Genomic DNA, 22,435 nt, shown 5'->3' on the forward strand with positions numbered 1-22,435 from the left:
TAGTGATGCGCGAATCACCGGCCATTGAATGCGTCGGGATCGGGATCGAATCTGCAAGCATCTGCCACCTACGTGCGAATCAATCCCGTATCATTTGTGACGACGGGGTCTGTGCCTGCTCTATCAGCCAGGCCCTGAATTGACGGAAAGCTGGGTTGTGTGAGCGATCCCTTGGGTACACCAGGTAATAGGTGAACTCTCCTCGATCGAGCACGGGGTCAAGCGGCTCGATCAATCGCCCAGCCGCAAGGTCGTCCGCGACCAGGACCCGTTGCGCCATCACGACACCCTGCCCTTCAAGTGCTGCCTGGTAGGCCAGCACGGAACTCGAATATTTCTGTCCGGCATAAGGGTCGATTCCATCCAACCCGGCGGCCTTCAACCAGAGCATCCAATCATCCGGGCGCGCAAGGGAATGCAGCAGCGACAGATTCTTTAAATCCGCTCCGCTTCGAAAGTTCATGCGATCCCGATAGCTTGGTGTACACATAGGGGACAGTTCATTGTCAACAAGTCTGTCCATTTCATAATTAGGCCATTTACCGTCGCCGAGGCGAATCGCGCCATCGATATCCTCGTGTTCGAAATCCATCTCCTCCGGCGAAGTAGTGATCCTCACTTCCATGTGCGGGTGGAGCGATTGGAAACTCGACAGACGGGGGATAAGCAATTTCATGGCAAACGTGGTGTAGGCACGGATCTTCAATACTTCAGGGCCGCGCGCCCCAGTGAGCTTCTCGGTCGCTTCGCGGATCCCCCTAAAATGTACCGTAATCGCAGAAAAGTATTGCTCACCTGCGGCCGTTAGAAGGACGGCCCGCGGTTCACGCCGGAACAACTTCAGTCCACGGTGGTCCTCGAGCAGCTGGACCTGCCGGCTGACAGCACCGGAAGTCACAGACAATTCTTCGGCAGCCTTGCGGATACTCTTCAGACGGGCTGCCGCCTCGAATGCGCGAAGAGGATTTAAAGGTGGAAGCCGCGTCATTTCATAATATGTTGTTATGTTTGAGTTCCAGTCAACGGTGACCGCGAGTTCCCCGAAACCTCGACTCAAGGTTTTCCTCGCTCTGCCGGTCGGAACGGTAGAAAGTATCACATCGAATACCATGCCGGCCCATTCGGACAATTTCGTAGCCCGCGCTGTGACGGGCCGCCCATTGTTCGTCTAGGCTGAGTTCTGTTTTCGTCAGACCCAACTATATCCGGATAGCCAATCTGGCTACCATCCGATAGGGTTGGGGTACTCCTCCCTGTCTGCCCGTTTCGTCGCAGGCACGGCTTCGCCCGTGCCTATTTTTTTTACCTTTCCGTCCGGACTGAAAGCAACTAGAGCAAGGCGACCGGCGACACATCTGCTGCGTTCTCCTGTAACCGGGAGTGCGGCTCCCGCCGCTCTCCGTTGCGCCCGTCATCAGGAAATCTTTCCATGAATCCGAACATTAGTGAACGGCTGAATCCCGTCGGCCGCGACGATTTACTCCAGCAATACCTGCAGTTGCGCGGCCGAACTGAGAGCCTCGTCGCAACGCTGGGACACGAAGATATGGTGGTTCAGTCCATGCCGGACGCGAGTCCTGCGAAATGGCATCTGGCACATACGACATGGTTTTTCGAAACATTTCTGCTCATGAATGGATCGGAAATCTATAAAGTCTACGATCCAATCTATGGCTATCTCTTCAACTCGTACTATGAGTCGTTGGGACCGCGGCAACCTAGGCCCAAGCGCGGACTAATGACCCGCCCGTCAGTTGAACACGTAATGAGCTATCGGCACTATGTCGATAGCCATATGCGCGTGTTGCTGCGCTCCGGCCTGTCGCCGGAGGTCGAATCCCTGGTTCGCCTTGGAATCGCGCACGAAGAACAACACCAGGAATTGTTGCTTATGGATGTCTTGCATCTATTCGCACAGTCGCCACTTAAACCACCTTACGACTTATGCTGGACGCCCGACTCTGCGGGTCGAACGGGCCGGTTCCTGCGAGCTCAGGGTGGTTTGACCGAGATTGGAAACGCGTCGGATCCAACCGAATTCGCCTTTGACAATGAGCGACCAAAACACCGGGTGTGGACCGAATCGTTCGAGATAGCAGATCGCCTCGTCACCAATGGCGAGTGGCTTGCTTTCATGAACGCGGATGGTTACAGGCGTCCGGAGCTTTGGCTTTCAGATGGATGGGCACGGGCGCAAGCCGAGTCGTGGGAATCCCCACTCTACTGGGAACGGGCGAACGGAGGTTGGTCATGTATGACATTGGCGGGGATGCGCCCTATTGTCGAGGCAGCCCCCGTTACGCACATCAGCTACTACGAAGCTACTGCGTATGCACAATGGGCCGGCGCACGCTTGCCGACCGAGGCAGAGTGGGAAATCAGCGCGCGCAACGGTCTCCTGGAACAGGTGGACGACGTAGCGTGGCAATGGACGCAAAGCGCCTATAGCCCGTATCCCGGTTTCCGCGCATCGGCTGATGCGGTTGGAGAGTACAACGGCAAATTCATGGCCAGCCAGATGGTACTGCGCGGCGGAGCAAGCGTGACACCTGCGAGCCACTCGCGCGATACCTATCGAAACTTCTTCTATCCGCACCAGCGGTGGATGTTTTCCGGCGTTCGTCTGGCTCGCGACGCATCCGACGTGAAGGGTCCGTTTGCTGGGTTTGAGGGATTTGCCGCCGAAGTGGTTGCTGGCTTGTCTGTCAAACACAAGACACTGTCGCCGAAATACTTTTACGACGCTGCCGGTTCGGCGCTTTTCGAAGAAATCTGCCGGACGCCAGAGTACTATCCAACACGCGCTGAGACCGCACTGCTGCAACAGATAATGGGCCAGATTGTTGGCCTGATACCGTCGGACACTGTATTGGTCGAGTTTGGCAGCGGAGCGAGCGAGAAAACACAACTAATCCTCGACTCGGCACCGCAGATTAGCGCTTACGTCCCCATTGACATTAGCGCCGATGCGCTGGCCGCAGCTGTTGCGCGCCTTAACCAAAACTATCCTAACCTGATCGTCGCACCTTCAGTGGACGACTTCACGCGCGCCATGACGCTGCCGTCGATCGCACAGGGTCGCCCCAAAGTCGGCTTCTTTCCGGGGTCGACAATAGGCAATTTCACGCGCGATCAGGCCGTAACGTTTCTTCGAACGGCCCGCCGCCTGTTGGGAGACGATGCCTTGATGATAGTGGGCGCAGATCTGGTCAAGGACGAAGCCACGCTCCTCGCCGCCTACAACGACGCGGCAGGTGTCACCGCCAGTTTCAACAAGAACCTCCTGACCCGTATCAATCGCGAGCTCCTCGGCAACTTCAACCTGGACGCCTTCGACCATCTCGCCGTCTGGAATCGTGAGCAACTTCGAATTGAAATGAACCTGGTCAGTCGCGTCGACCAGGTAGTCAATGCGGCCGGCAGGACGTTCGCGTTCAAAAAAGGCGAGTTTTTGCACACTGAGAACTCACACAAGTTCACCACCGACTCCTTCGCCAGCCTTGCCTCCGATGCCGGCTGGACAGCCGGACGAACGTGGACCAGCGATGCACCCGAGTTCGGGGTATTCGTGTTGATGTAGGCCGAATTTTAAGATCAGGCTCGGTAGACGCCACGCAAAGCACGCTGAGTCGCTTACGCGCTGCCGCAAGCTAGCGTCGAGCCCCTTCGTCGCTTCCGCGGCGAAGGGATTCCGATCGCAGAGCCGTTCGAAGAATGAACCAAAGCGAGCCGTCTCCCACATAACGCTTTCGGAGTTCCCAATGCCGTATCAGCACATCAAGGTTCCGACCGACGGTGACAAGATCACCGTTAACGCCGATTTTTCGCTCAGTGTTCCTGACCGGCCCATCGTTTCGTATATCGAAGGCGACGGCACGGGTGTCGACATCACGCCGGTCATGCTCAAGGTGGTCGATGCGGCGGTTGAGAAGGCCTACGCGGGCAGGAAGCGAATCCACTGGATGGAAGTCTATGCGGGCCAGAAGGCAACAAGGGTTTACGGCCCGGACGTCTGGCTCCCGGAAGAAACGCTGGCGGTGGTAAAGGAATATGTCGTCTCGATCAAGGGGCCGCTCACCACGCCGGTCGGTGGCGGTATCCGTTCGCTGAACGTCGCGCTGCGTCAGGATCTCGATCTGTATGTCTGCCTGCGCCCGGTGCAATACTTCAAGGGCGTGCCTTCACCGGTGCGTGAACCCGAGAAGACCAACGTGGTGATCTTCCGCGAGAACTCGGAAGACATCTACGCCGGCATCGAATGGGCTGCCGAGTCGGAACAGGCGAAGAAGGTCATCAAGTTCCTGCGCGAAGAAATGGGTGTGAAGAAGATCCGCTTCCCGGAAACCTCGGGGATCGGCATCAAGCCGGTGTCGCGCGAAGGCACGGAGCGTCTGGTGCGCAAGGCAATGCAATACGCGATCGATCACGATCGCCGCTCAGTTACGCTGGTACACAAAGGCAACATCATGAAGTTCACGGAAGGCGCATTCCGTGACTACGGCTATTCGTTGGCGCAAAACGAATTCAGCGCTGAGCTGATTGATGGCGGCCCGTGGATGAAGATCAAGAACCCGAAGACGGGCGGCGACATCGTGGTGAAGGACGTGATCGCTGACGCGTTCCTGCAGCAGATTCTGCTGCGCCCATCCGAGTATGACGTGATCGCCACGTTGAACCTGAACGGTGACTACATTTCCGACGCGCTGGCGGCACAGGTCGGCGGTATCGGCATTGCGCCGGGAGCGAACATGTCGGATTCGGTGGCCATGTTCGAAGCCACGCACGGCACTGCGCCAAAGTACGCGGGCAAAGACTACGTGAACCCGGGTTCGGCAATCCTCTCGGCGGAGATGATGCTGCGCCACCTCGGCTGGACCGAAGCAGCCGATTTGATCATCAAGTCGATGGAAGAATCAATCCTACAGAAGCGGGTTACGTATGACTTCGCGCGGCTGATGCAAGGCGCGGCACAAGTTTCGTGCTCGGGGTTCGGCGAGACCATGATCCGAAATATGTAATACCACCTTATTGGGCAAGAGGACCCGAGCGAAAGCAATCCAATCCGTGCAGCGCTTTGACGCTATGCACGGATGTGCATAGCCACTTCGAATCACTGACTGGAAGAGCAAACTGCCGATGCTATGTGCCAGGTTATCCGCCGCTGCCACGCGCTTTGCATAGAGTGTTCGATAAACAAAGTGTTCTAGAAGGCCGATACGGACACTCAAACGTTGGGTCGCCGGGATTACAGTGTCGAGCGGGGTGCGGTTCAGTTGAACGCGCGTGCTCCTTGAGGTCCAGTTTCATCCTTGCGTACAAGCTCTGGCGACAGGAGTTTTTTTGATTTGAGACTTGTCGAAGCGCTTCGGTTCGCCATGACGTCCATGCATCCCTACTCTACGGCGGATAACCCCTGTACGTCGCATGCTGCAGTTGACGGTTAGTTGTGTGGGCTCTAGTAGAACGGCGTAAATCCAGAAAAGTGAGGTCAGAAATGATGACGAGAAAATCGATTCTGTCCGGAACCTACCTCCGGTCCTTTGCCGACTGTTTAAGCGAGGTCCTCTGGACCCAGGAGCAGATAAACCAATCTCTGAGTGAGGCGCTAAAGTCCCGACCGGCCAGTGGTGAGGTTTGGCTATTCGGTTACGGGTCGCTAATCTGGAATCCACTGTTCGAATACGACGCCCGGGAAATCGCCACGCTGCAAGGATGGCATCGAAGCTTCTGCTTGCGTGTAATTGCCGGCCGAGGGAGTACGGAAACACCAGGAAGAATGCTGTCGCTTGAACCGGGAGGATCTACTCGCGGGGTCGCGCTGCGACTTCTCGCGGCCAATCTGGATGAAGAACTCCGGATCGTCTGGACCCGCGAGATGTTAACCGGCGCATACACGCCAATTTGGGCAGACATCACACTTGACAGCGGACGGTTACTAAAAGCACTGGCCTTTGTCGCCAATCCGGCACACGTGTTCTACGAATCAAATGCGCAGGTTTTGCACATTGCACCGCTCGTGGCAGTGGCATCGGGCTTAATGGGGAGCAATGTGGACTATGTTCGCCGGTTACAGTCAGCATTGCTCAACTGCGATATGAAAGATCCGTACATCGACGAACTTGCGATCGAACTGGACCGCCTCTCAACCAGCAACTGATTCCACGGGGCTATGCTCTAATGCGCGGCAGATTTTGCACGTTACGCTTTCCGCCAAGACCATTCGCCGCAACGCCGCCCCTCCCGTCGATGACGCTCATTGCGGCAAGCCGTCCGAGTGGTAAGCCAAGGCTCGCATACCACAGCTCTGTATGCAGTTCTAAAACGTGAACGTGAAAGATGAATGATGCGTGCCAACGCACGCGTTCTCCTCCCTTCTCTCTCGCACTACCGCACCGGTTTTGTGAAAATTAAGCGAAGGCTAAAGAAGGCGTCTGTCACGCCGATATTGAGCATAGTTGAGATGTTTTCTATTATGCGCGGATCTGCAATCCGCTCTACGTTTTCCTTCGTTGGAGTTCGACTGTGGACCATTCAGCGTGTGAGATGAGGGCTGGTGAGACCTCTCCTGATAACAAGCGGCACAATTCGCCGCCAGCCAGCGTGCCTGAAGTCCCGACGCAAGCCCCCAATGGGACGCCGTCCTACCTATGAAGCGCAATCTCTTCTTTCGGTTTCTCGCACGCCTTCGCGTGGGTCGAAAACTCCTGCTCATCTATCTGCTGGATCTGAGCGCCGTCCTTTACATCAGCGGCATTCTGATACATGAGAAATATATCGGCATCGATTTCTCGAACAAGGAAATCGTCGGCAATGCCTATGTGAGCACTGTACGCGACGCGCTGGTCGACGTCGCCCTCTCCGGCGCCGGCGAGCGCTCCTCCGCAGCCTCGCTGCGACACGCCGCGATTAGTCTCGCCGATGCTGAACGCCTTTACGGCGTCGACATGGAGAGTGCCGCGCCTAACAGACGCGTGCGTGCGGCACTCCAGGTGCTGGCGCACCAATCGGAACCCACGCCTGCAGCCGTGAGCGAAGCGCTTGAAGCGTGTCGCGAACTTATCACGCGCGTGGGCAACCAGTCGAATCTGATTCTGGATCCGGACCTCGACAGCTATTACTCGGTGTCGCTGTCGATTCTGCGCTATCCGGCATTGCTCGATTCCGTTAACGGAATCAGTCGGCAACTGCACAGCGCACCGCACCGTTCGAGAACGCACGACGAGGTGCGCACGCGCTATCTTGTGCTGGAAGGTCAACTCGACGCCGTGCTTCAGGACCTGCGCTCCGATTTCGCCGAAACGACTGCGGCCGACCCAAGCCTTCATGTGACGCTCGGGCCATCGGTCGAGCAGATGCGGCAATCGATTGAAACCTTTCGCAATGCCGCGCGCGCCGTAGTGGACAGTGGCGTGGTCGACCCAGACCAATTGCACACCGTCGACGCCGCCCAGAAAACGCTGGTTAGCCACGTTCGGGAGGCATGGACCAACACCGGCAAGCAGCTGGACGACTTGCTGCACGCGCGAGTGCGGGGACTATTCCAGCGCATGTGGTTACATATGGGCACCGCGCTCTTCCTGTTATGCAGCATACTCGGCATGGTTTACTTCGTCGCCCAGCAAATCTCGCGGCCGTTGCGTCAACTTGCGCGCGTGATGGACACTGTCCGTCGCACCGGCGATCATTCACTGCGCGCAAGTTGGGAAAGCCAGGACGAAATCGGCCAGCTAGTAAGCGGCTTCAACGAGATGCTGGAACAACTCGATCGCGAGAGGGATGTGCAGAAGGAGTTGGCCGCCACAGCTCGCGCATCGGCTGCGCAGCTCGCACTGGTCGAAGCCACGCCGGTGCCGATGATGGTCACGGCCGTTCCAGGCCATGAGGTGCTCCATGCCAACCAAGCTGCGCTCTACTGGTTGAATGGCTGCACCACCGATCCATGGGCCTTCGGACTCGACTCTGCGGTTCGAGCCCGCTTCTTTCAGCAACTATCGGATCGCGAAGTGGTCGACGAGTTTGAAGTGCGCTGGAAAGCCACCAGCGAGCCGACGTGGGCAATGCTGTCGGCGAGGAGGTTGATTTTCCAGGGACGAGATGCGGTGCTGACTGCGTTCACGCCGATTAACCAGATCAAGCTGATGGAGCAACGTCTTGAGTTGTGGGGCAAGGTATTCGAGGCGTCGTCTGAAGCGATCCTGATACTCGACCACAGCCAGCGGCTCGTGACCGCCAACGCCTCGTTCTACCGTGCGACCGGCTATCGTGCTGACGACGTCGTGGGCAAGTCGCCGGCTTTTATAGTTGGCCCAAAAAGCGACAGTGTGATCGAAAACGTCATCGCGCGGGTCGACCTCTCAAGCACGTGGCACGGGGAAGCGCAGGTACGTCGACGCGAGGGGGAAGAATATCCGACGTGGCTGATGATCAGCGCCGTTCGGGATAAGTGCGGAAACGTGTCGCATTACATCTGCACACTGGTTGACATCACTGACCGGAAGAAGAGCGAGGCCCGTATTCAGTTTCTTGCCGAACACGATGTCCTCACCGAGCTGCCCAATCGTGCGCTATTTGCCAGACGACTTGGCGTCGTGCTAACCAACGCGCAACTCACCGGACAACGTGTCGCGGTTCTATTTCTCGACCTGGACCGCTTCAAGAACATCAACGACTCGCTCGGCCACCACATCGGCGACGGGCTCCTGAGATCCGTATCGCGACGACTGCTACAAGCCGTGCGCAGCAACGATACGGTCAGCCGGTTGGGCGGCGATGAGTTCACAGTCATTCTGAATGGAATCACGAATGCGGCGGACGTGGCACGCACTATCGACGAACGCCTGATACCGCTTGTGCGGGAACCGCACGAGATCAACGGAGTCACTTTGCAGGTTTCCTGCAGCGTCGGCGTTGCACTGTATCCGGACGATGGTCTGGACATCGAAGCGTTGATGCAGAACGCCGACGCGGCGATGTACCAGGCCAAGGCGGCCGGACGCAACCTGGTCAAGTTCTTTTCGCCGGATATGGCCGAGCAAACGCGTTATCGCCTGGCGCTCGAAGCAGGTCTGCGCACCGCGATCGAGCGGAACGAGCTACAACTCGCGTATCAGCCCTGTCTCGACGCCCGCACCGGTACACTGAGCTCTGTCGAAGGGTTGCTGCGATGGAACAGCCCGCAGATGGGTGTTGTCACACCGTCGCAATTCATCCCGGTCGCGGAAGAAACTCGTCTCATCATTCCAATCGGCGCGTGGGTGGTCAACGAAGCCTGCCGTCAGATTGCCCAATGGCGAACCCAAGACTTGCTCGACATTCGCGTCTCGATCAACCTGTCGGCGATTCAGCTGTGCGATCCGGGGCTGCTCGCGACGCTGCGCGATAGCCTTGCGACCCATCGGGTGCCGCCGGGCGGCCTGGAACTGGAAATCACCGAAACCGTCCTTATGGACAGCGCTGAGAACTATCTGGAAGCGATCAGGGCGATTCGCGCCCTCGGTGTCAAGCTGTCTCTCGATGATTTCGGCACGGGTTATTCGAGCCTAAGCTACCTGAACCGCTTTCCGCTTGACCGGCTCAAAATCGACCGCGCGTTTGTGCACGACATGCTGGACGCGCCGGCCCACCTCGCGATCATCAAGGCAATCATCGAGTTGGGCCATGAGCTGGGCCTTCAGGTGGTCGCTGAAGGTGTCGAAAGCGAGCGAGAGGCGCAGATTCTGCGCGACGTCGGCTGCGATGAACTACAGGGCTTCCTGTACTCGAAAGCGCTGTCGCCGGCAGAATTGTGGTCCTGGTCGAACGAGCGAAAGGTAGCCTGAGTCTTGAACTGGCGCAGGAACACTTCAGGTGCTGCGCCGCACATCCCAATTGACCCGGAGGGAACGATTTTCCCAATATGGCTTACGCGACAGATATCTCTGCAACTTCCCGGTAGCATTTCGCGGAAGCTCATCACGAAATTCAATACGTTTAGGGCATTTGTAGCCGGCCAAGCGTCCACCACAATGTGCAATAAGCTCCGCCTCGGTCAAATCCTGCCCAGCCTCAAGGACCACGAGCGCAGTAACCAGTTCGCCCCGGACGACAAAGACTGTAGCCAGTGTGGTGCCGTAGTCCCGGCATAATTAGCCCAACCAATCCATCGAGCTCTCCGTTACTCTGGTCAGCTGGAAACAGTCGGAAACTGCGACAAGACATGTTTGCCTAATTCTTGAAGGACGTCGATTGCAGGACGTCTCGACGTCCTTAGATTCAAGGCCACGTGAGACACACCTTGATCGCGTTGTCGTTTCCAGAAGTCAATTAGCGATCTTCGACCTCCTCGCATCATTACGCCGCTACAGATCATAGGCTCATCTTTGTCAGCGCTCAAATCGAAATACGTTCCGTAGCCGAATGGTTTGAAGCAATGCTGCTCATGTGAATTGCGCCACGTCTCGATGATCTTCGGGACCTGCGAATGGTCGCAGCCGTGCCAGATCCAGCCATCCATTTCCCTAGCGAGCCAGTCGACTTGTTGCCCCGCCCTCCCAATCGCGACGGTTGGTAGCCTTCGCACGAAGGGCTTCGGCACAAGATTTACCTGTCCCTCCAAGCTCCCAAAATGTTCGGTGTGGTATCTCGGAAAATCCGCTTCAGTTACTACCCGAATTATTTCTCGGGCCTCTCTGTAACGGGCGCCTCTCTCATGATAATTGACACCGAATATCGGATACTCGATAGGTCGGTCGCCTGAGGACAAGCCTAAAATAAACCGGCCGCCCGTCAATTGGTCCAGACTGGTGGCCTGCTTCGCAATCGTCAGAGGATCGCGCAGCGGCATAACAATTCCTGCAGTGTCGATTACAATCTCGCTTGTTAGTGCTGCAAGGTACCCTGCGTACGCGATCGGGTCAAAGATCTGCCCCACATCGTTGAATCCCGGGTCGAAGAGCGGAACGTCACGCAATCAGATCGCCGTGAAGCCCAACTTGTCCACTGCCTTCGCAATCGCGACGTGATTTTCCATTGTCGGGCTCGGAGAGTGTCCGTATCCCTCTATTGGAGTAATTAGGCCAAAAGTCAGAGTGTCAGGTTGAAACACCCTCGAGTAGCCCGGATGTTCGGATAAATCTGCTGGGAGCAGATTGTTGCTTTCAGACGGCGAACTCATAAATTTGCCTCATACGTCTAAATTTCACTCACAGCGCCTGGTCAGCAGCTCACGACATGATTGACGATGTACGCGCCTGTACCTAATCCGCGACAGAACCTACGCTAGTGGGCAAAAAGGATAGGAGGATATACGCTCGTGCTCACGCGTCAATTGACGGGCTGCGCCCGAATGAACCAGGACCGCAGATCCGCCATGGTCGCGTGAAACTGTCCGCCAACGGCGCAACGCAAAATTCAATGGCCAACGGACCGGATCGGCGCAGTCAACTTTACTACGACGTTTTGTGGACAACCGCCAGTTCACCGCAGAGAGTCGTAGAGCCCGTGACCTACTCCACGATTGGCGTCAAGCGCACCGACGCGGTATTACTCACGCAGGAACCGGAACCTAATGTTTAGCAGCCTTGCCTCTGCACCCCTGACTTTGCCCAAGTAACGTCGCTTTAAGTGCGTGCCCGACAGACGACGACCGAGTAGCACCGCCGAAGTGGGCGATGGGACGATACGAGCAACGTTCACCCGTATTGGGCATGGAGTTCCAAAGCATGAAGGTCAGCTGACTCGTCTTGAATGGCGCTTGGACAGTCTCTTTTGAAAAAAACCAATCACGTCTTCGAGTGCCGCAGGATGCCCAGCAATCTCTCTACGCGTTGTATCTCGATATCGTATGACCTCGGTATTGACACCTGCCGCAATCAGCTCACTTGCGTATCGCTCAGCTTCGACGTGCAATTTGTCCCCGTGCACACTTGCAATCAACGCGGACGGCAGCCCACTCAATCGCCGAGACTCGAGCGGCGCGGCATACGGGTGTAGCCGTTGCATCGCGGTCGGGAGGTATGCGCGGTAGCAACTCGCGCACGTTCCCAAGTCGAAATGAGCGTCCCCTTCGAGATCTTCGGCGAGACGAGTCATACTCGGGTCGAGTAGTGGCGCAAGCAGAGCTTGCGCGCTGATATGCGCCGTGTGTCGATCTCGCGCCATTGCCGCTACGGATGTCGCCAGGTTGCCGCCTGCATCGTGGCCAGCAATGCCAATTCGCCGAGGATCGGCACGCTGATCGCGCGCGCACGTCCAAGCCCACAAAAGAGCGCGCCATCCATCTTCTGGCGCATGAGGAAACGGGTATTCGGGTGCCAATGAATATCCGACTGAAACGACCCAAGCCGGCGTGCCACGCGCAATGGCCTTCGCTGCGACATCGCCGTCATCCAACGTGCCACCCGTGAACGAGCCTCCATGAAAATAGATGATCAGGGGAAGAGCGGAACCGCTGTGCGATGGCCGATAGCTACGCAGGATAATAGGTTGGGCATGGCCGGTGATTGCCACATCCTCGACACAGAGACCCAACTCAGTAAGCTTTGCCATGTTGTGCGCCGACGCCCTCGCGCAGTCCCCTAAATGGTATCCGCTCATTTTGGCCTCGGCAGGCACATAGATAAATCCAATTCCGCACGAAACACAATTCATTCCCGGCCAACAATATTTTTTTGCACGGCGTCGTAGAAAACGCCCCCGCAGAGATGTATGCCCGGGACGGATGCATTAAACGGAGGTGTTCGCCGTGAAATACCTTGCGAGTGGATGCTGTCGATTGTTCATCCGGTCAGCGTCGCCCATCTGCCAGCTACGCACCCATCCACGTGCTGCGACGAAACCATAGCCGTCGTTGATCGAATCTAAGATTGATAGACGCACTGCCGCACGCACACCTCAGCGTAAGGAGCCACCGCAATTCGGCGATTCAATATCCATTCTCGACTTTTGTGAGAGTCCACGCACAGGGGTGGGGCCGAGTCGGCACGCGACTTCACGGCCGAAACCGCTGCTGCGGCACCGCAAGCGAGCAGCATTTGAGCAACGATCTCTCAGCCTCCCGCATCCTTGTCTCAGGTGACGGGCGCTGCTGCGTTGGTCGCTGCGTCCAGCCGGTTCGAATCATCTACGCTGGCGAGCAATGTCGGACTGCGATGCACTTTCAAATCCCCCTGCCCGGACAACAGCTCACATTCACTGAAGAGGTCAGCGACCCAGTCGACAAACACCCGCACCGTTGGCGAGAGGTGGCGATTGTGCGGATAGATCACGGAAATCGGCATAGGTAGCGGTTTCCACTGCGAGAGGATTTCTACTAACCTTCCCGACCTCAGATGCGGCAGCGCCATGAATCGGGCAGCCTGGATGATACCGATTCCCTCAAGGCCGCCTTCGACATATGCGTCCGCATCGTTGACAGCGATCTGCCCTTTCACCTTCACCTTGACCGGACGACCGTCCACCTCGAAGGTCCAATCCATAATGCGGCCGGTCCGCCCCCAGAAATAGTTCACGGCCACATGACGTTCCAGATCTTCGACTGACTCTGGAACGCCACATCGCTTCAGATAGTCAGGGCTCGCAACGGTTACACCTTGGTATACGCCAATGCGGCGAGCTACAAGCCTGGAGTCCTGGAGAGTACCGATACGAATAACGCAGTCAACACCTTCCTCAATCAGGTCAACAGGCCTGTCCCCAAACCCCAGCATCAAATCGATGCCCGGGTAGCGGGTATGGAACTCGTGAATTCTGGGCATAACGGTCATTCTGCCCAGCGCCCCAGGCATGTCTACCCGCAATTTGCCTCTAGGCGCCTTTCCGGAATTCTCGAGCGAACTCTCCGTTTCTTCGATATCCGCAAGAATTCTTACGCAGCGTTCATAGTAGGCCGCTCCATCGGGAGTCAAATTCAGACGGCGCGTCGTGCGCTGCAACAACCGCACCCTTAGATGTGCCTCAAGCTGCTGGATAATTACCGTAACGGAAGCGCGCGGTAAGTCCAACACGCCGGCCGCCCGACTGAAGCTGCTGGTCTCGACCACCTTCGTGAAGACGTTCATGGCCTGCAGTCGATCCATATCCATCTACCTCTCAAGTGGGTCGCCAAAACCAGAAATATCTTGGCTTTCGGCACAATAGCGCAGCAGGAGGGCGTAGTACGCACTAACAAATTTGCCGGACGAACGCGTGCAGGGTTGGTGCACTGCTGTCAGTGACCTTGCTACGCCGGTCACTGGATACGTGGGACAAAGTGTGCATGACCAAGCCTCGCGTGCGAGGCTGCACGATATCCGCTAGATTGGAACGCGGCCAATCGCAAAAGCACTATGTCTGTACATATTGGAACATGAATTTTTCTCAAGGTCAATAATCGATGCGCATCGTCCGTGGATAATCAATGCAGGCAAACTCACTCACCGTCTGATCTGTGCGATTGACAGCGGCCTCCCACTTACCATATGTACGATCATATTGATTTTGTTGGCACAGGAAGAGAGGCATTCGCAGGGCCCGTGTTATGGCGGTTTTGAAGTCTCCCCACCAACACGGGAGCCCCTGCCCGACTCTGTGGACGCAAATCGCCGAAGACCGCAGGTTGGACGCTGACGCGTCCTCCTCTGCTGACGCAGCTGGCTAACTTCGCAAGCAGAACGAACGAGCTCCTACGAGACCGACCAGATCAGTCAGCCAAGTGATCGGTCGTCCATCTTCGTTGTTCGTGCGGCCAGATCGGACCTGCCGAATTCTCATAAGGCTTACGCCTCGACCCCTAGACGCGGGCTGGCAGGCGGCGATCAACCGATAGTGCGCGGCGGCAGGAAACGCTTGCTATGAGTGTCCAACCGCCTAGGCGGTTGGATTTTCGACCGCAGGCTGCACCGTCATCGATTGTGCCGTCGCCGGCGAGAAAAATTCGGCATTGCCCGCCCCGACAAAAGCGGAGGATCGTACTGCTTCACAGGTTACTGCTTGCATGCAATGAGCGATTGTCCCGCCAGACGACTCTGCGCTGCACAAAATCTTGGCGGAGACAGGCGCCACTTCCGCTGCGCTTTAATGGTGCAGAACCAAGAGGCGTCAGGACGTCCGTTCGATTGCGCTATAATATGTACGAGCGTATAATTCACGAGCATCATCATGTCCAGACCGTCACACAGAGATACTCTCCTCGCCAAAGGCATGGGTGTCGTCCATGAGCACGGCTTCAATGGCGCAAGCGTGCGGGACATCGTCCAGGCGGCGGGAGTGCCACACGGATCGTTCACAAACCATTTCGCGTCTAAGGAAGCGTTTGGTTTGGAAGTGATTGATTTGTATTTTGCCGGTGCTTGCCTTGACCTTCGCGAGACGCTGTGCAATGACGAACTCGCTCCGCTGCTCAGGCTACGCAAATATATGGACGCAAGCATCAGGCACATAAGCCGGAACGATTCCCGCAACGGATGCTTATTCGGTAATTTCGCCATAGAGGCAGGCGACAGCAGCGAATCTATACGGCTGCGAATCGTCGAGATTTTTGCAGAAATCGAAAAATGCGTCGCCTATTGCCTGACGGCGGCAGTCAAAGCACGCGAGCTTGGTGCCGGCACCAATTGCGAGGAACTTGCCTCGTTTATCGTGGCTTCTCTGCAGGGCGCATTCTTGATGGCGAAAGTGCACCGAGATCCCACTCCCGTTGTCAACTTCAAAGAGATCTTGTTCTCGGTGATTCTACGCTGACCTACAAGGCACGTTGCGAGCCGGCAGACCGATCTCCGGCTCGCGACTCCTTCACCGTCATCACACTGCAACAGATCACGTAACCGGGCTATTGGTCCCCGGAACTCGCCTAACCTCTTGCCGTTTGTTTCAACGTGCACAAATCTGCTCATGCAGATTGTCTTTGCAGGGCAAACGGTTGTCCCTGCTGAGGGGCGCGGCGTTGCCGCCGCGACCAAAGGTACCTTTCGCACTCCGGCGCGGCGAACCACTCCGGGTGGCGAGCCACTGCTCGCGCATCACACCGCTGTACGCCGCATGAACGCCGCGCCAGGCGGCCACACGCGATTCCCGGCCTTTCCTTGCAGGTAGCTCGAGGGAGTGATGACCACCCCGCACCGGAACACGGACAGCCGTGCCGGCGCTTGGCAGACGTTCAGTTAACTTCTGCCCGCGACGGGCGATCACGCCCGCCGCAGCAGCATGCACACTCCAGCCACGTCGCGATGCGTATTTCACCGCACCGATGGTCGACGTGTAGGCCGGACCAATCCTGATCAGTTCGACACCCGCCCGCAAGCATTTCGACTCGAGCAGTTGCCGGTATTTTGCATAGAGCAGACCCGAGAGCATGCGCGCTCCCTTCGGACTGAGTTGCGCCATTGCCTTCTTCTTTGCCGTGAAGTCCAGGTCCTCGGCCACGACCGGTTTGCGCGCGCCCTTCGCCCAGACCACCGCCGCAGTCAACGCGTCAGAAAGCACCGCGTTGCGCTGCCCGGTGCCCGCGTCCTCCCTCAGAAGTGGGAACCGCCTTGTCCTGAGCAGGTTGCCCAACGGATCGGTCTCCGTCACCGCCAGGTGGTCGGCATTGAAGTCGATCCCGACGGCGCCGTGCGCAGCATCCAGCTTGGTCCTTTCCGCTGGCTCGTGGTTGAACGACACGAATGCCCGCCAGCCGCGCTCGTCGCGGTGCAGTCTCCAGCTCAGCGTGACATTCGCTTCCAGCGCCGCATCGAGCGCTTCGCGGTCGTAGCCGAACGTGACGTTGCCCACGAGCAGGTATCTGTCACCGCCGGGCGAGATCAGCCGGTCCGGCACCCGGATTTTCAGCGTATAGGTGCCATCGGCGGCTCCATGAAGCCGGCGCAGCTGGTTGCCGGCCGTTTCGTCCTTTGATCCGACAAAGAATACCCGGTACGAACGGCCGGCTTGCCATTCGCGCAACAACGCTTCGCGGCTGTCGAAACCGGCCAGCTCCAGATGGTGCTGCTGCCCGAACAGCTTGCGCGTACCAAAGCAGATACCCGGCACGTTGGCAGCGAGCCGCGCCTCGATCTTCCTGAGTTTCGATTCAAGGCGCACCAGGGACATGACGTTCTGATGGGCCGTTCGGTGTAGTTTCGCTTCGCGCCCGGGCTTCATGCGCAGACGGTCCGCATCGATTTGCGCAATCTGCTGGCGCCGGGCGCTGAGTTGTGCCGCCTGTCGGCGGATACCTTTCTCCAGACTTCTGCGTTCGTCGCCGAGCAGCTCGCGCGTGCCGTCGATGAGGCCCTGCAGCTCAATCGCCATCGCATTGAACAAGCGTGCGGAGATGCCGTGCTCCCGGCAGAACGTCGTCTTGTGTGACTTCGCCTTACCGCCGTGGGCTGCAATACGCGCGTACAGCTTGCGTTTCATCGAGCCGTACAGGCCGGCGATCCGCTCGAGCAGTTGCGCATCGGAAGCCGGCAGCGCAGGCGCGTCTGGGTCGTCGCCTGCATCAGGCGCCCAGCCCGCAGATTCTTGCGGCTGCGCGAGCCGTCAGGCGCGATGAGAAGACTGTCAGTATCTCGACTAGGTCTTCGGTCAGTTGCTGTTCCCGGGAGACGGCAGCCGCTGCGTCGAGGACAACAACTTCAACGTGAAAGAATTCGCAGATGCGAAACAGCAGTTCGCTACCAAAGCGAAGCAACCGGCCCTTTGTCACCAGCACCGGACGGGCGACCCGCCCACGCAAAATGTCCTGCAACAGTCGCTGCAGCCCCTTCTTGCGGTAGTTCAGACCGCTGCCCAGGTCGGTCACGACTTCGACACCCGCGAAGCCGGCGTCGACGCAATGCTTTCCGAGCCGTGCCGCCTGCGTCTTCAGCTGTTCAGCCTGGTCATGCGAAGAGACACGGGCGTAGCAGACGGTTTTGCCCACTGGTGCAGGCGTAGCACCCAGACCCGAACGCAGCGCGTCGTGCAGATAACGTCGATGTCCGCCAACAGTGCGCCCCGCCGGCGCGAGTCGCCCCTGCCGGTGCCAGCGCCGCAGTGTGCCCACTGCCACGCCCAGCTGGTCTGCCGCTTCGCCGATTGATAAGTGTCGCATCCCGTATCGGTGTAGAACTTAATGCCGTTCAGTTAAGCGACTGAACGGCATTAGGGCGTAGGACCCGGTTTTAAACGCGATGATCAGGTTTGAGCAGACCCAGCACTTACTGCTACAAACCCGCGACGCGGCGCGCCATGACGCTGCTCCCTCATAGTGCTGTGCCGCTTTCCGAAGCAACGACGGCAACCATCACGACCACACAGATTCTGTCAATGTCACTTCCAGGTAAGTTCTTTCGTCACGGTCTTGATGCGTCGGGAACCGGTACGGAATCGGTCGTCGCACGAACGTGCGGCATCTCCCCGCCTCGCGGCACGACCATGTTATGCCTGGAGGTATACGCCAGCGTCTGGTCGAATTAACAGGTAACGGTGTTGGGACACAACATTCTTAATTGGCAAGTTTTGTCATTGAAAGGGCAGATTTGGACATTGTCCGTAAAAGTCGCGAAGGCTACGATCAGCTCTTTGACCGCCCTGTCTCACCCCCGCCCTGCCCCCCAGCCTGGTCGAGCATGACAGTCAACCACTCGCAAAATGTGAAGGAGACGCGCGATGAGCTATACCGCGCCCATCAAGGACATGCTGTTCGTGATGCAGGAACTGGCGGATCTCGAAGAGATCACTACGCTGCCGGGTTTCGAAGACGCCAATTTCGACACCGCTCAGGCCATCCTCGAAGAATCGGCGAAACTGTGCGGCGAAGTGCTGGCGCCGCTGAACGTTGAAGGCGACCGCAATCCCAGCAGTTGGAAGGACGGCGTCGTTACCGCAACGCCAGGCTTCAAGGAGGCTTTCCGGCAGTTTGCCGAAGGCGGTTGGCAAGGTGTGCAGCATCCGGTCGAGTACGATGGTCAGGGCCTGCCGAAGCTGATAGCAACCTCTTGCCTTGAAATGCTCAACGCTTCAAACCTCTCGTTCGCGCTGTGTCCGTTATTAACCGACGGCGCGATCGAAGCGCTGCTGACTGCCGGCAGCGAAGTGCAGAAACAGGCGTACGTGCCGAGGCTGATCTCCGGTGAATGGACCGGGACGATGATCCTCACCGAGCCGCAGGCAGGCTCCGATCTTGCGTTGGTGCGCACGCGCGCCGAGCCGCAGGCCGACGGTTCATTCAAGCTGTTTGGCACAAAAATATTCATCTCCTGGGGCGAACACGACATGGCGAAAAACATCGTCCATTTCGTGCTGGCGCGCACGCCAAATGCTCCCGAGGGCGTTAAGGGCATTTCACTTTTCGTGGTGTCAAAGTTTCTTGTCAATGATGATGGCTCGCTGGGCGCACGCAACGACGTGCATTGCGTGTCGCTCGAACACAAGCTGGGCATCAAGGCGAGCGCAACCGCTGTGATGCAGTTCGGCGATCATGGCGGCGCAATCGGCCATCTGATTGGCGAAGAGAACCGCGGCCTCGAGTACATGTTCATCATGATGAACGCAGCTCGCTTCGCGGTGGGCGTACAGGGTGTCGCAATATCAGATCGTTCGTACCAGAAAGCGGCCGCCTATGCGAAAGAGCGCGTGCAAAGCCGCCCCGTCGGCAGTTCTGCAAAACAGCCGGTCGCGATCATCCACCACCCGGATGTGCGCCGCATGCTCGCAACGATGCGCAGCTTGACCGAGGCGTCGCGTGCGTTGGCATATGTAGCCGCAGCACATTGCGACATAGGCCATCACCATCCAAATGAAGCGACGCGCGCCGAGCATCAGGCGATCTACGAATTCCTGGTGCCGATCGTCAAGGGTTGGAGCACGGAACTGTCAATCGATGTGACCAGTCTTGGCGTGCAGGTGCATGGTGGCATGGGCTTCATGGAAGAAACAGGAGCCGCGCAGTATTATCGCGACGCGCGCATCCTGCCGATCTACGAAGGCACAACCGCCATTCAGGCGAACGACCTGATTGGCCGCAAGACGGTGCGCGACGGTGGCGCCGTTGCGAAGTACCTGCTGGTTGGCATCGCAAAGACGGTCGAAACGCTCGGTCGCCATCAGGGGGCAGCGTTCGAATCGATGCAAAAACAACTGGCGCAAGGACATCGCTCACTGGAGGCGGCTGTGGAGTTTGTCATCGCCAATATCAAGCGCGACCCAAATGCAGTGTTCGCGGGCAGCGTGCCTTATCTGAAGCTCACTGGACTCATCCTGGGCGGTTGGCAGATGGCACGTGCGCTGTTGGCAGCGGCAGAAAAACGCGAGGAAGACCCGTCGTTCTACGGTGCCAAGATCGCAACGGCACAGTTCTACGCTGAGCATGTGCTTCCGCAGGCCGCCGCGCTTGAAACGTCGATCGTCAGTGGGAAGGGAAATGAAGGCGTACTGGCTCTCGCTGAAGATCAGTTCTGATGGAAAGCACTGAAAACTCATCCCATATGAGACTCATCGAACAGTACGGTCCACGCGAGTCGATGGAATACGACGTCGTGATCGTCGGCGGCGGCCCGGCTGGCCTGTCCGCAGCGATCCGCCTGAAGCAGCTGGCGGCGGAAAAAGGCGTCGAGCTTGGCGTGTGCGTACTGGAAAAAGGCTCGGAGATCGGGGCTCATATCCTGTCGGGCGCGGTGATGGATCCGCGCGCCATCACCGAACTGATCCCGGACTGGAAAGAAAAAGGCGCGCCGCTGACGGTGGACGTGACCGAAGACCGCTTCCTCTTCCTGACCGAAACCGGCTCGAAGAGCGTGCCGGTCTGGGCGTTGCCGGACAATTTCAAGAATCACGGCAACTACGTGATCAGCCTCGCGAACGTCACGCGCTGGCTCGGCCAGCAGGCCGAAGCGCTCGGCGTCGAGATTTTCCCGGGTTTTCCGGCCGCCGAAGTGTTGTACAACGACGACGGTTCCGTGAAAGGCGTCGCGACCGGCAACCTGGGTATCGGCAAGGACGGCGAGCCGACCGAGAACTTCCAGCTCGGCATGGAACTGCATGCGAAGTACACGCTGTTCTGCGAAGGCGCGCGCGGGCATCTGGGCCGCCAGCTGAACGATAAGTTCAAGCTGCGCGAAGGCGTCGATCCGCAGGTCTACGGCATCGGCATCAAGGAACTGTGGGAAATCGATCCGGCGAAGCACAAGCCGGGTCTGGTGATGCACACGGCCGGCTGGCCGCTCGAATCGGACACCTACGGCGGCTCGTTCCTCTATCACATGGACAACAACCAGGTGGTGGTGGGCTTTGTCGTCGGCCTCGCGTACACGAACCCGTACTTGTCGCCGTTCGAGGAATTCCAGCGCTATAAAACGCATCCGGCAATCCGCGCGATTCTGGAAGGCGGCAAGCGCCTGTCGTACGGCGCGCGGGCGATCACGGCGGGCGGCCTGATGTCGCTGCCGAAGCTCGTGTTCCCGGGTGGCGCGCTGGTGGGCGACGACGCGGGCTTCCTGAACGCCTCGCGCATCAAGGGTTCGCATGCGGCGATCAAGACCGGCATGCTGGCCGCGGAAGCCGCGTTCGACGCGGTGCAGGCAGGCCGTCAGAACGACGAGCTCACCGCCTATCCGGAGAGCTTCAAGACTTCGTGGCTGCACACCGAACTGCATCGCGCGCGCAATTTCAAGCAGTGGATGAGCAAGGGCCTGTACCTGGGCACGCTGATGGTGGGCGTCGAGCAGAAGCTGCTGGGCGGCAACGTGCCCTGGACGCTGCATCACCAGCATTCCGATCACGAGATGCTGAAACCTGCATCGCAGTGCAAGCACATCACGTATCCGAAGCCGGATGGAAAGCTGACGTTCGACCGTTTGTCTTCCGTGTTCATCTCGAACACCAATCACGAAGAGAATCAGCCGGCTCACCTGACACTGAAAGACCCTTCAGTGCCGGTGAATGTGAACTGGCAGACCTATGCCGGTCCGGAGTCACGCTACTGCCCCGCAGCGGTGTATGAATTCGTGAAGAACGATGACGGCAGCGAACGTCTCGTGATCAACGCGCAGAACTGCGTGCATTGCAAGACCTGCGATATCAAGGACCCGACCCAGAACATCGTCTGGGTGACGCCTGAGGGTGGCGGCGGTCCGAACTATCCGAATATGTAATGAGTCACCTCGCCATTCCAGGGCGTTCGTCAATTGGGAGGACCACACCCGCGAAACGAGAAATCATGATCGTTTCTGGAGCCCGGACAGCAATCGGAACCTTCGGCGGCACTTTGAAAGACGTCCCTCCACGTCTCTGGGTGCACTGATCGTACGCGAATCGATAACGCGTACCGGTATCAGCGGAAACGAAGTTGGTCATGCCGTATTCGGACATGTCACCGTCAAGGCGATTTACGAATTGCGCCGTATCAGCGGCCGCTTTTCGCCCGTGACCGCGTGCATCGGTGGCGGGCAAGGCATCGCCGCCGTCTTCGAGAATCTACAGTGAGAGGCCCGGCGTTCCAGGGCAATTCAATACAGGA

General features: G+C 58.0%; 14 protein-coding genes and 2 pseudogenes. 8 read left to right on the top strand and 8 right to left on the bottom strand.

Going from position 1 to position 22,435, the window contains the following annotated elements; all coding sequences use genetic code 11:
* Nucleotides 1-79 precede the first annotated feature (79 nt).
* On the bottom strand, nucleotides 80-1,129 hold the full coding sequence (gene gcvA, locus FVF58_RS33710; protein WP_342802422.1) for a transcriptional regulator GcvA: 1,050 nt from the start codon (nucleotides 1,127-1,129) through the stop codon (nucleotides 80-82).
* A gap of 300 nt (nucleotides 1,130-1,429) precedes the next feature.
* Here gcvA and egtB point away from each other — a divergent pair, with 300 nt between their 5' ends.
* From egtB to FVF58_RS33725, 3 genes are all read left to right on the top strand, one after another.
* Nucleotides 1,430-3,580, top strand: a complete 2,151-nt coding sequence (gene egtB, locus FVF58_RS33715; protein ID WP_149674073.1) for an ergothioneine biosynthesis protein EgtB — start codon at nucleotides 1,430-1,432, stop codon at nucleotides 3,578-3,580.
* A 181-nt stretch (nucleotides 3,581-3,761) separates the two neighbouring features.
* A complete protein-coding gene (icd, locus tag FVF58_RS33720; protein WP_149674074.1) occupies nucleotides 3,762-5,018 on the top strand; it encodes an NADP-dependent isocitrate dehydrogenase in 1,257 nt (418 codons plus the stop codon).
* A gap of 476 nt (nucleotides 5,019-5,494) precedes the next feature.
* Complete coding sequence (locus FVF58_RS33725; RefSeq protein WP_149674075.1) at nucleotides 5,495-6,157, top strand: gamma-glutamylcyclotransferase; 663 nt, start codon at nucleotides 5,495-5,497, stop codon at nucleotides 6,155-6,157.
* 484 nt (nucleotides 6,158-6,641) lie between these two features.
* Here FVF58_RS33725 and FVF58_RS53215 read toward each other — a convergent pair whose 3' ends face one another.
* Nucleotides 6,642-7,520, bottom strand: coding sequence for a hypothetical protein (locus FVF58_RS53215; RefSeq protein WP_246217276.1), 879 nt, complete (start codon nucleotides 7,518-7,520; stop codon nucleotides 6,642-6,644).
* A gap of 39 nt (nucleotides 7,521-7,559) precedes the next feature.
* Between FVF58_RS53215 and FVF58_RS33730 the strand changes: the two genes are divergently transcribed.
* Complete coding sequence (locus tag FVF58_RS33730; protein WP_246217277.1) at nucleotides 7,560-9,818, top strand: bifunctional diguanylate cyclase/phosphodiesterase; 2,259 nt, start codon at nucleotides 7,560-7,562, stop codon at nucleotides 9,816-9,818.
* Nucleotides 9,819-9,842: 24 nt separating this feature from the next.
* Here FVF58_RS33730 and FVF58_RS54505 read toward each other — a convergent pair whose 3' ends face one another.
* The 4 genes from FVF58_RS54505 to FVF58_RS33750 form a co-directional block, all read right to left on the bottom strand.
* A complete protein-coding gene (locus tag FVF58_RS54505) occupies nucleotides 9,843-10,100 on the bottom strand; it encodes an AMP-binding enzyme (protein ID WP_149674100.1) in 258 nt (85 codons plus the stop codon).
* Between the two features lie 62 nt (nucleotides 10,101-10,162).
* The gene (locus tag FVF58_RS33740; protein WP_246217278.1) at nucleotides 10,163-10,948 is read right to left on the bottom strand and encodes a TIGR03571 family LLM class oxidoreductase; all 786 of its coding nucleotides are present in this window, start codon (nucleotides 10,946-10,948) and stop codon (nucleotides 10,163-10,165) included.
* Nucleotides 10,949-11,706: 758 nt separating this feature from the next.
* Nucleotides 11,707-12,525, bottom strand: coding sequence for an alpha/beta hydrolase (locus FVF58_RS33745; RefSeq protein WP_149674077.1), 819 nt, complete (start codon nucleotides 12,523-12,525; stop codon nucleotides 11,707-11,709).
* A 521-nt stretch (nucleotides 12,526-13,046) separates the two neighbouring features.
* On the bottom strand, nucleotides 13,047-14,054 hold the full coding sequence (locus tag FVF58_RS33750; RefSeq protein ID WP_149674101.1) for a LysR family transcriptional regulator: 1,008 nt from the start codon (nucleotides 14,052-14,054) through the stop codon (nucleotides 13,047-13,049).
* A 1,060-nt stretch (nucleotides 14,055-15,114) separates the two neighbouring features.
* On the opposite strand from FVF58_RS33750, the gene FVF58_RS33755 reads away from it, so the two are divergent.
* Nucleotides 15,115-15,696: a TetR/AcrR family transcriptional regulator gene (locus tag FVF58_RS33755; protein ID WP_149674078.1), complete on the top strand. Its 582-nt coding sequence runs from the start codon at nucleotides 15,115-15,117 to the stop codon at nucleotides 15,694-15,696.
* A 129-nt stretch (nucleotides 15,697-15,825) separates the two neighbouring features.
* Here FVF58_RS33755 and FVF58_RS33760 read toward each other — a convergent pair whose 3' ends face one another.
* Together FVF58_RS33760 and FVF58_RS33765 are read right to left on the bottom strand one after the other, a co-directional pair.
* Entirely contained in the window at nucleotides 15,826-17,355 is a 1,530-nt protein-coding gene (locus tag FVF58_RS33760; protein ID WP_246217279.1) for a transposase, read from the bottom strand.
* A pseudogene (locus FVF58_RS33765) lies at nucleotides 17,352-18,031 on the bottom strand (IS607 family transposase). Before FVF58_RS33765 ends, FVF58_RS33760 begins: the two are co-directional and overlap by 4 nt.
* A gap of 557 nt (nucleotides 18,032-18,588) precedes the next feature.
* On the opposite strand from FVF58_RS33765, the gene FVF58_RS33770 reads away from it, so the two are divergent.
* The 3 genes and pseudogenes from FVF58_RS33770 to FVF58_RS53220 form a co-directional block, all read left to right on the top strand.
* A complete protein-coding gene (locus FVF58_RS33770; protein WP_149674080.1) occupies nucleotides 18,589-20,379 on the top strand; it encodes an acyl-CoA dehydrogenase in 1,791 nt (596 codons plus the stop codon).
* Between the two features lie 26 nt (nucleotides 20,380-20,405).
* The gene (locus FVF58_RS33775; protein WP_149674081.1) at nucleotides 20,406-22,070 is read left to right on the top strand and encodes an electron transfer flavoprotein-ubiquinone oxidoreductase; all 1,665 of its coding nucleotides are present in this window, start codon (nucleotides 20,406-20,408) and stop codon (nucleotides 22,068-22,070) included.
* Nucleotides 22,070-22,290, top strand: a pseudogene (locus FVF58_RS53220) (thiolase family protein); the annotation flags it as partial. The gene FVF58_RS33775 and the pseudogene FVF58_RS53220, both read left to right, overlap by 1 nt.
* Nucleotides 22,291-22,435 lie beyond the last annotated feature (145 nt).

The sequence above is a fragment of the Paraburkholderia panacisoli genome, assembly GCF_008369935.1.
Taxonomy (GTDB): domain Bacteria; phylum Pseudomonadota; class Gammaproteobacteria; order Burkholderiales; family Burkholderiaceae; genus Paraburkholderia; species Paraburkholderia panacisoli.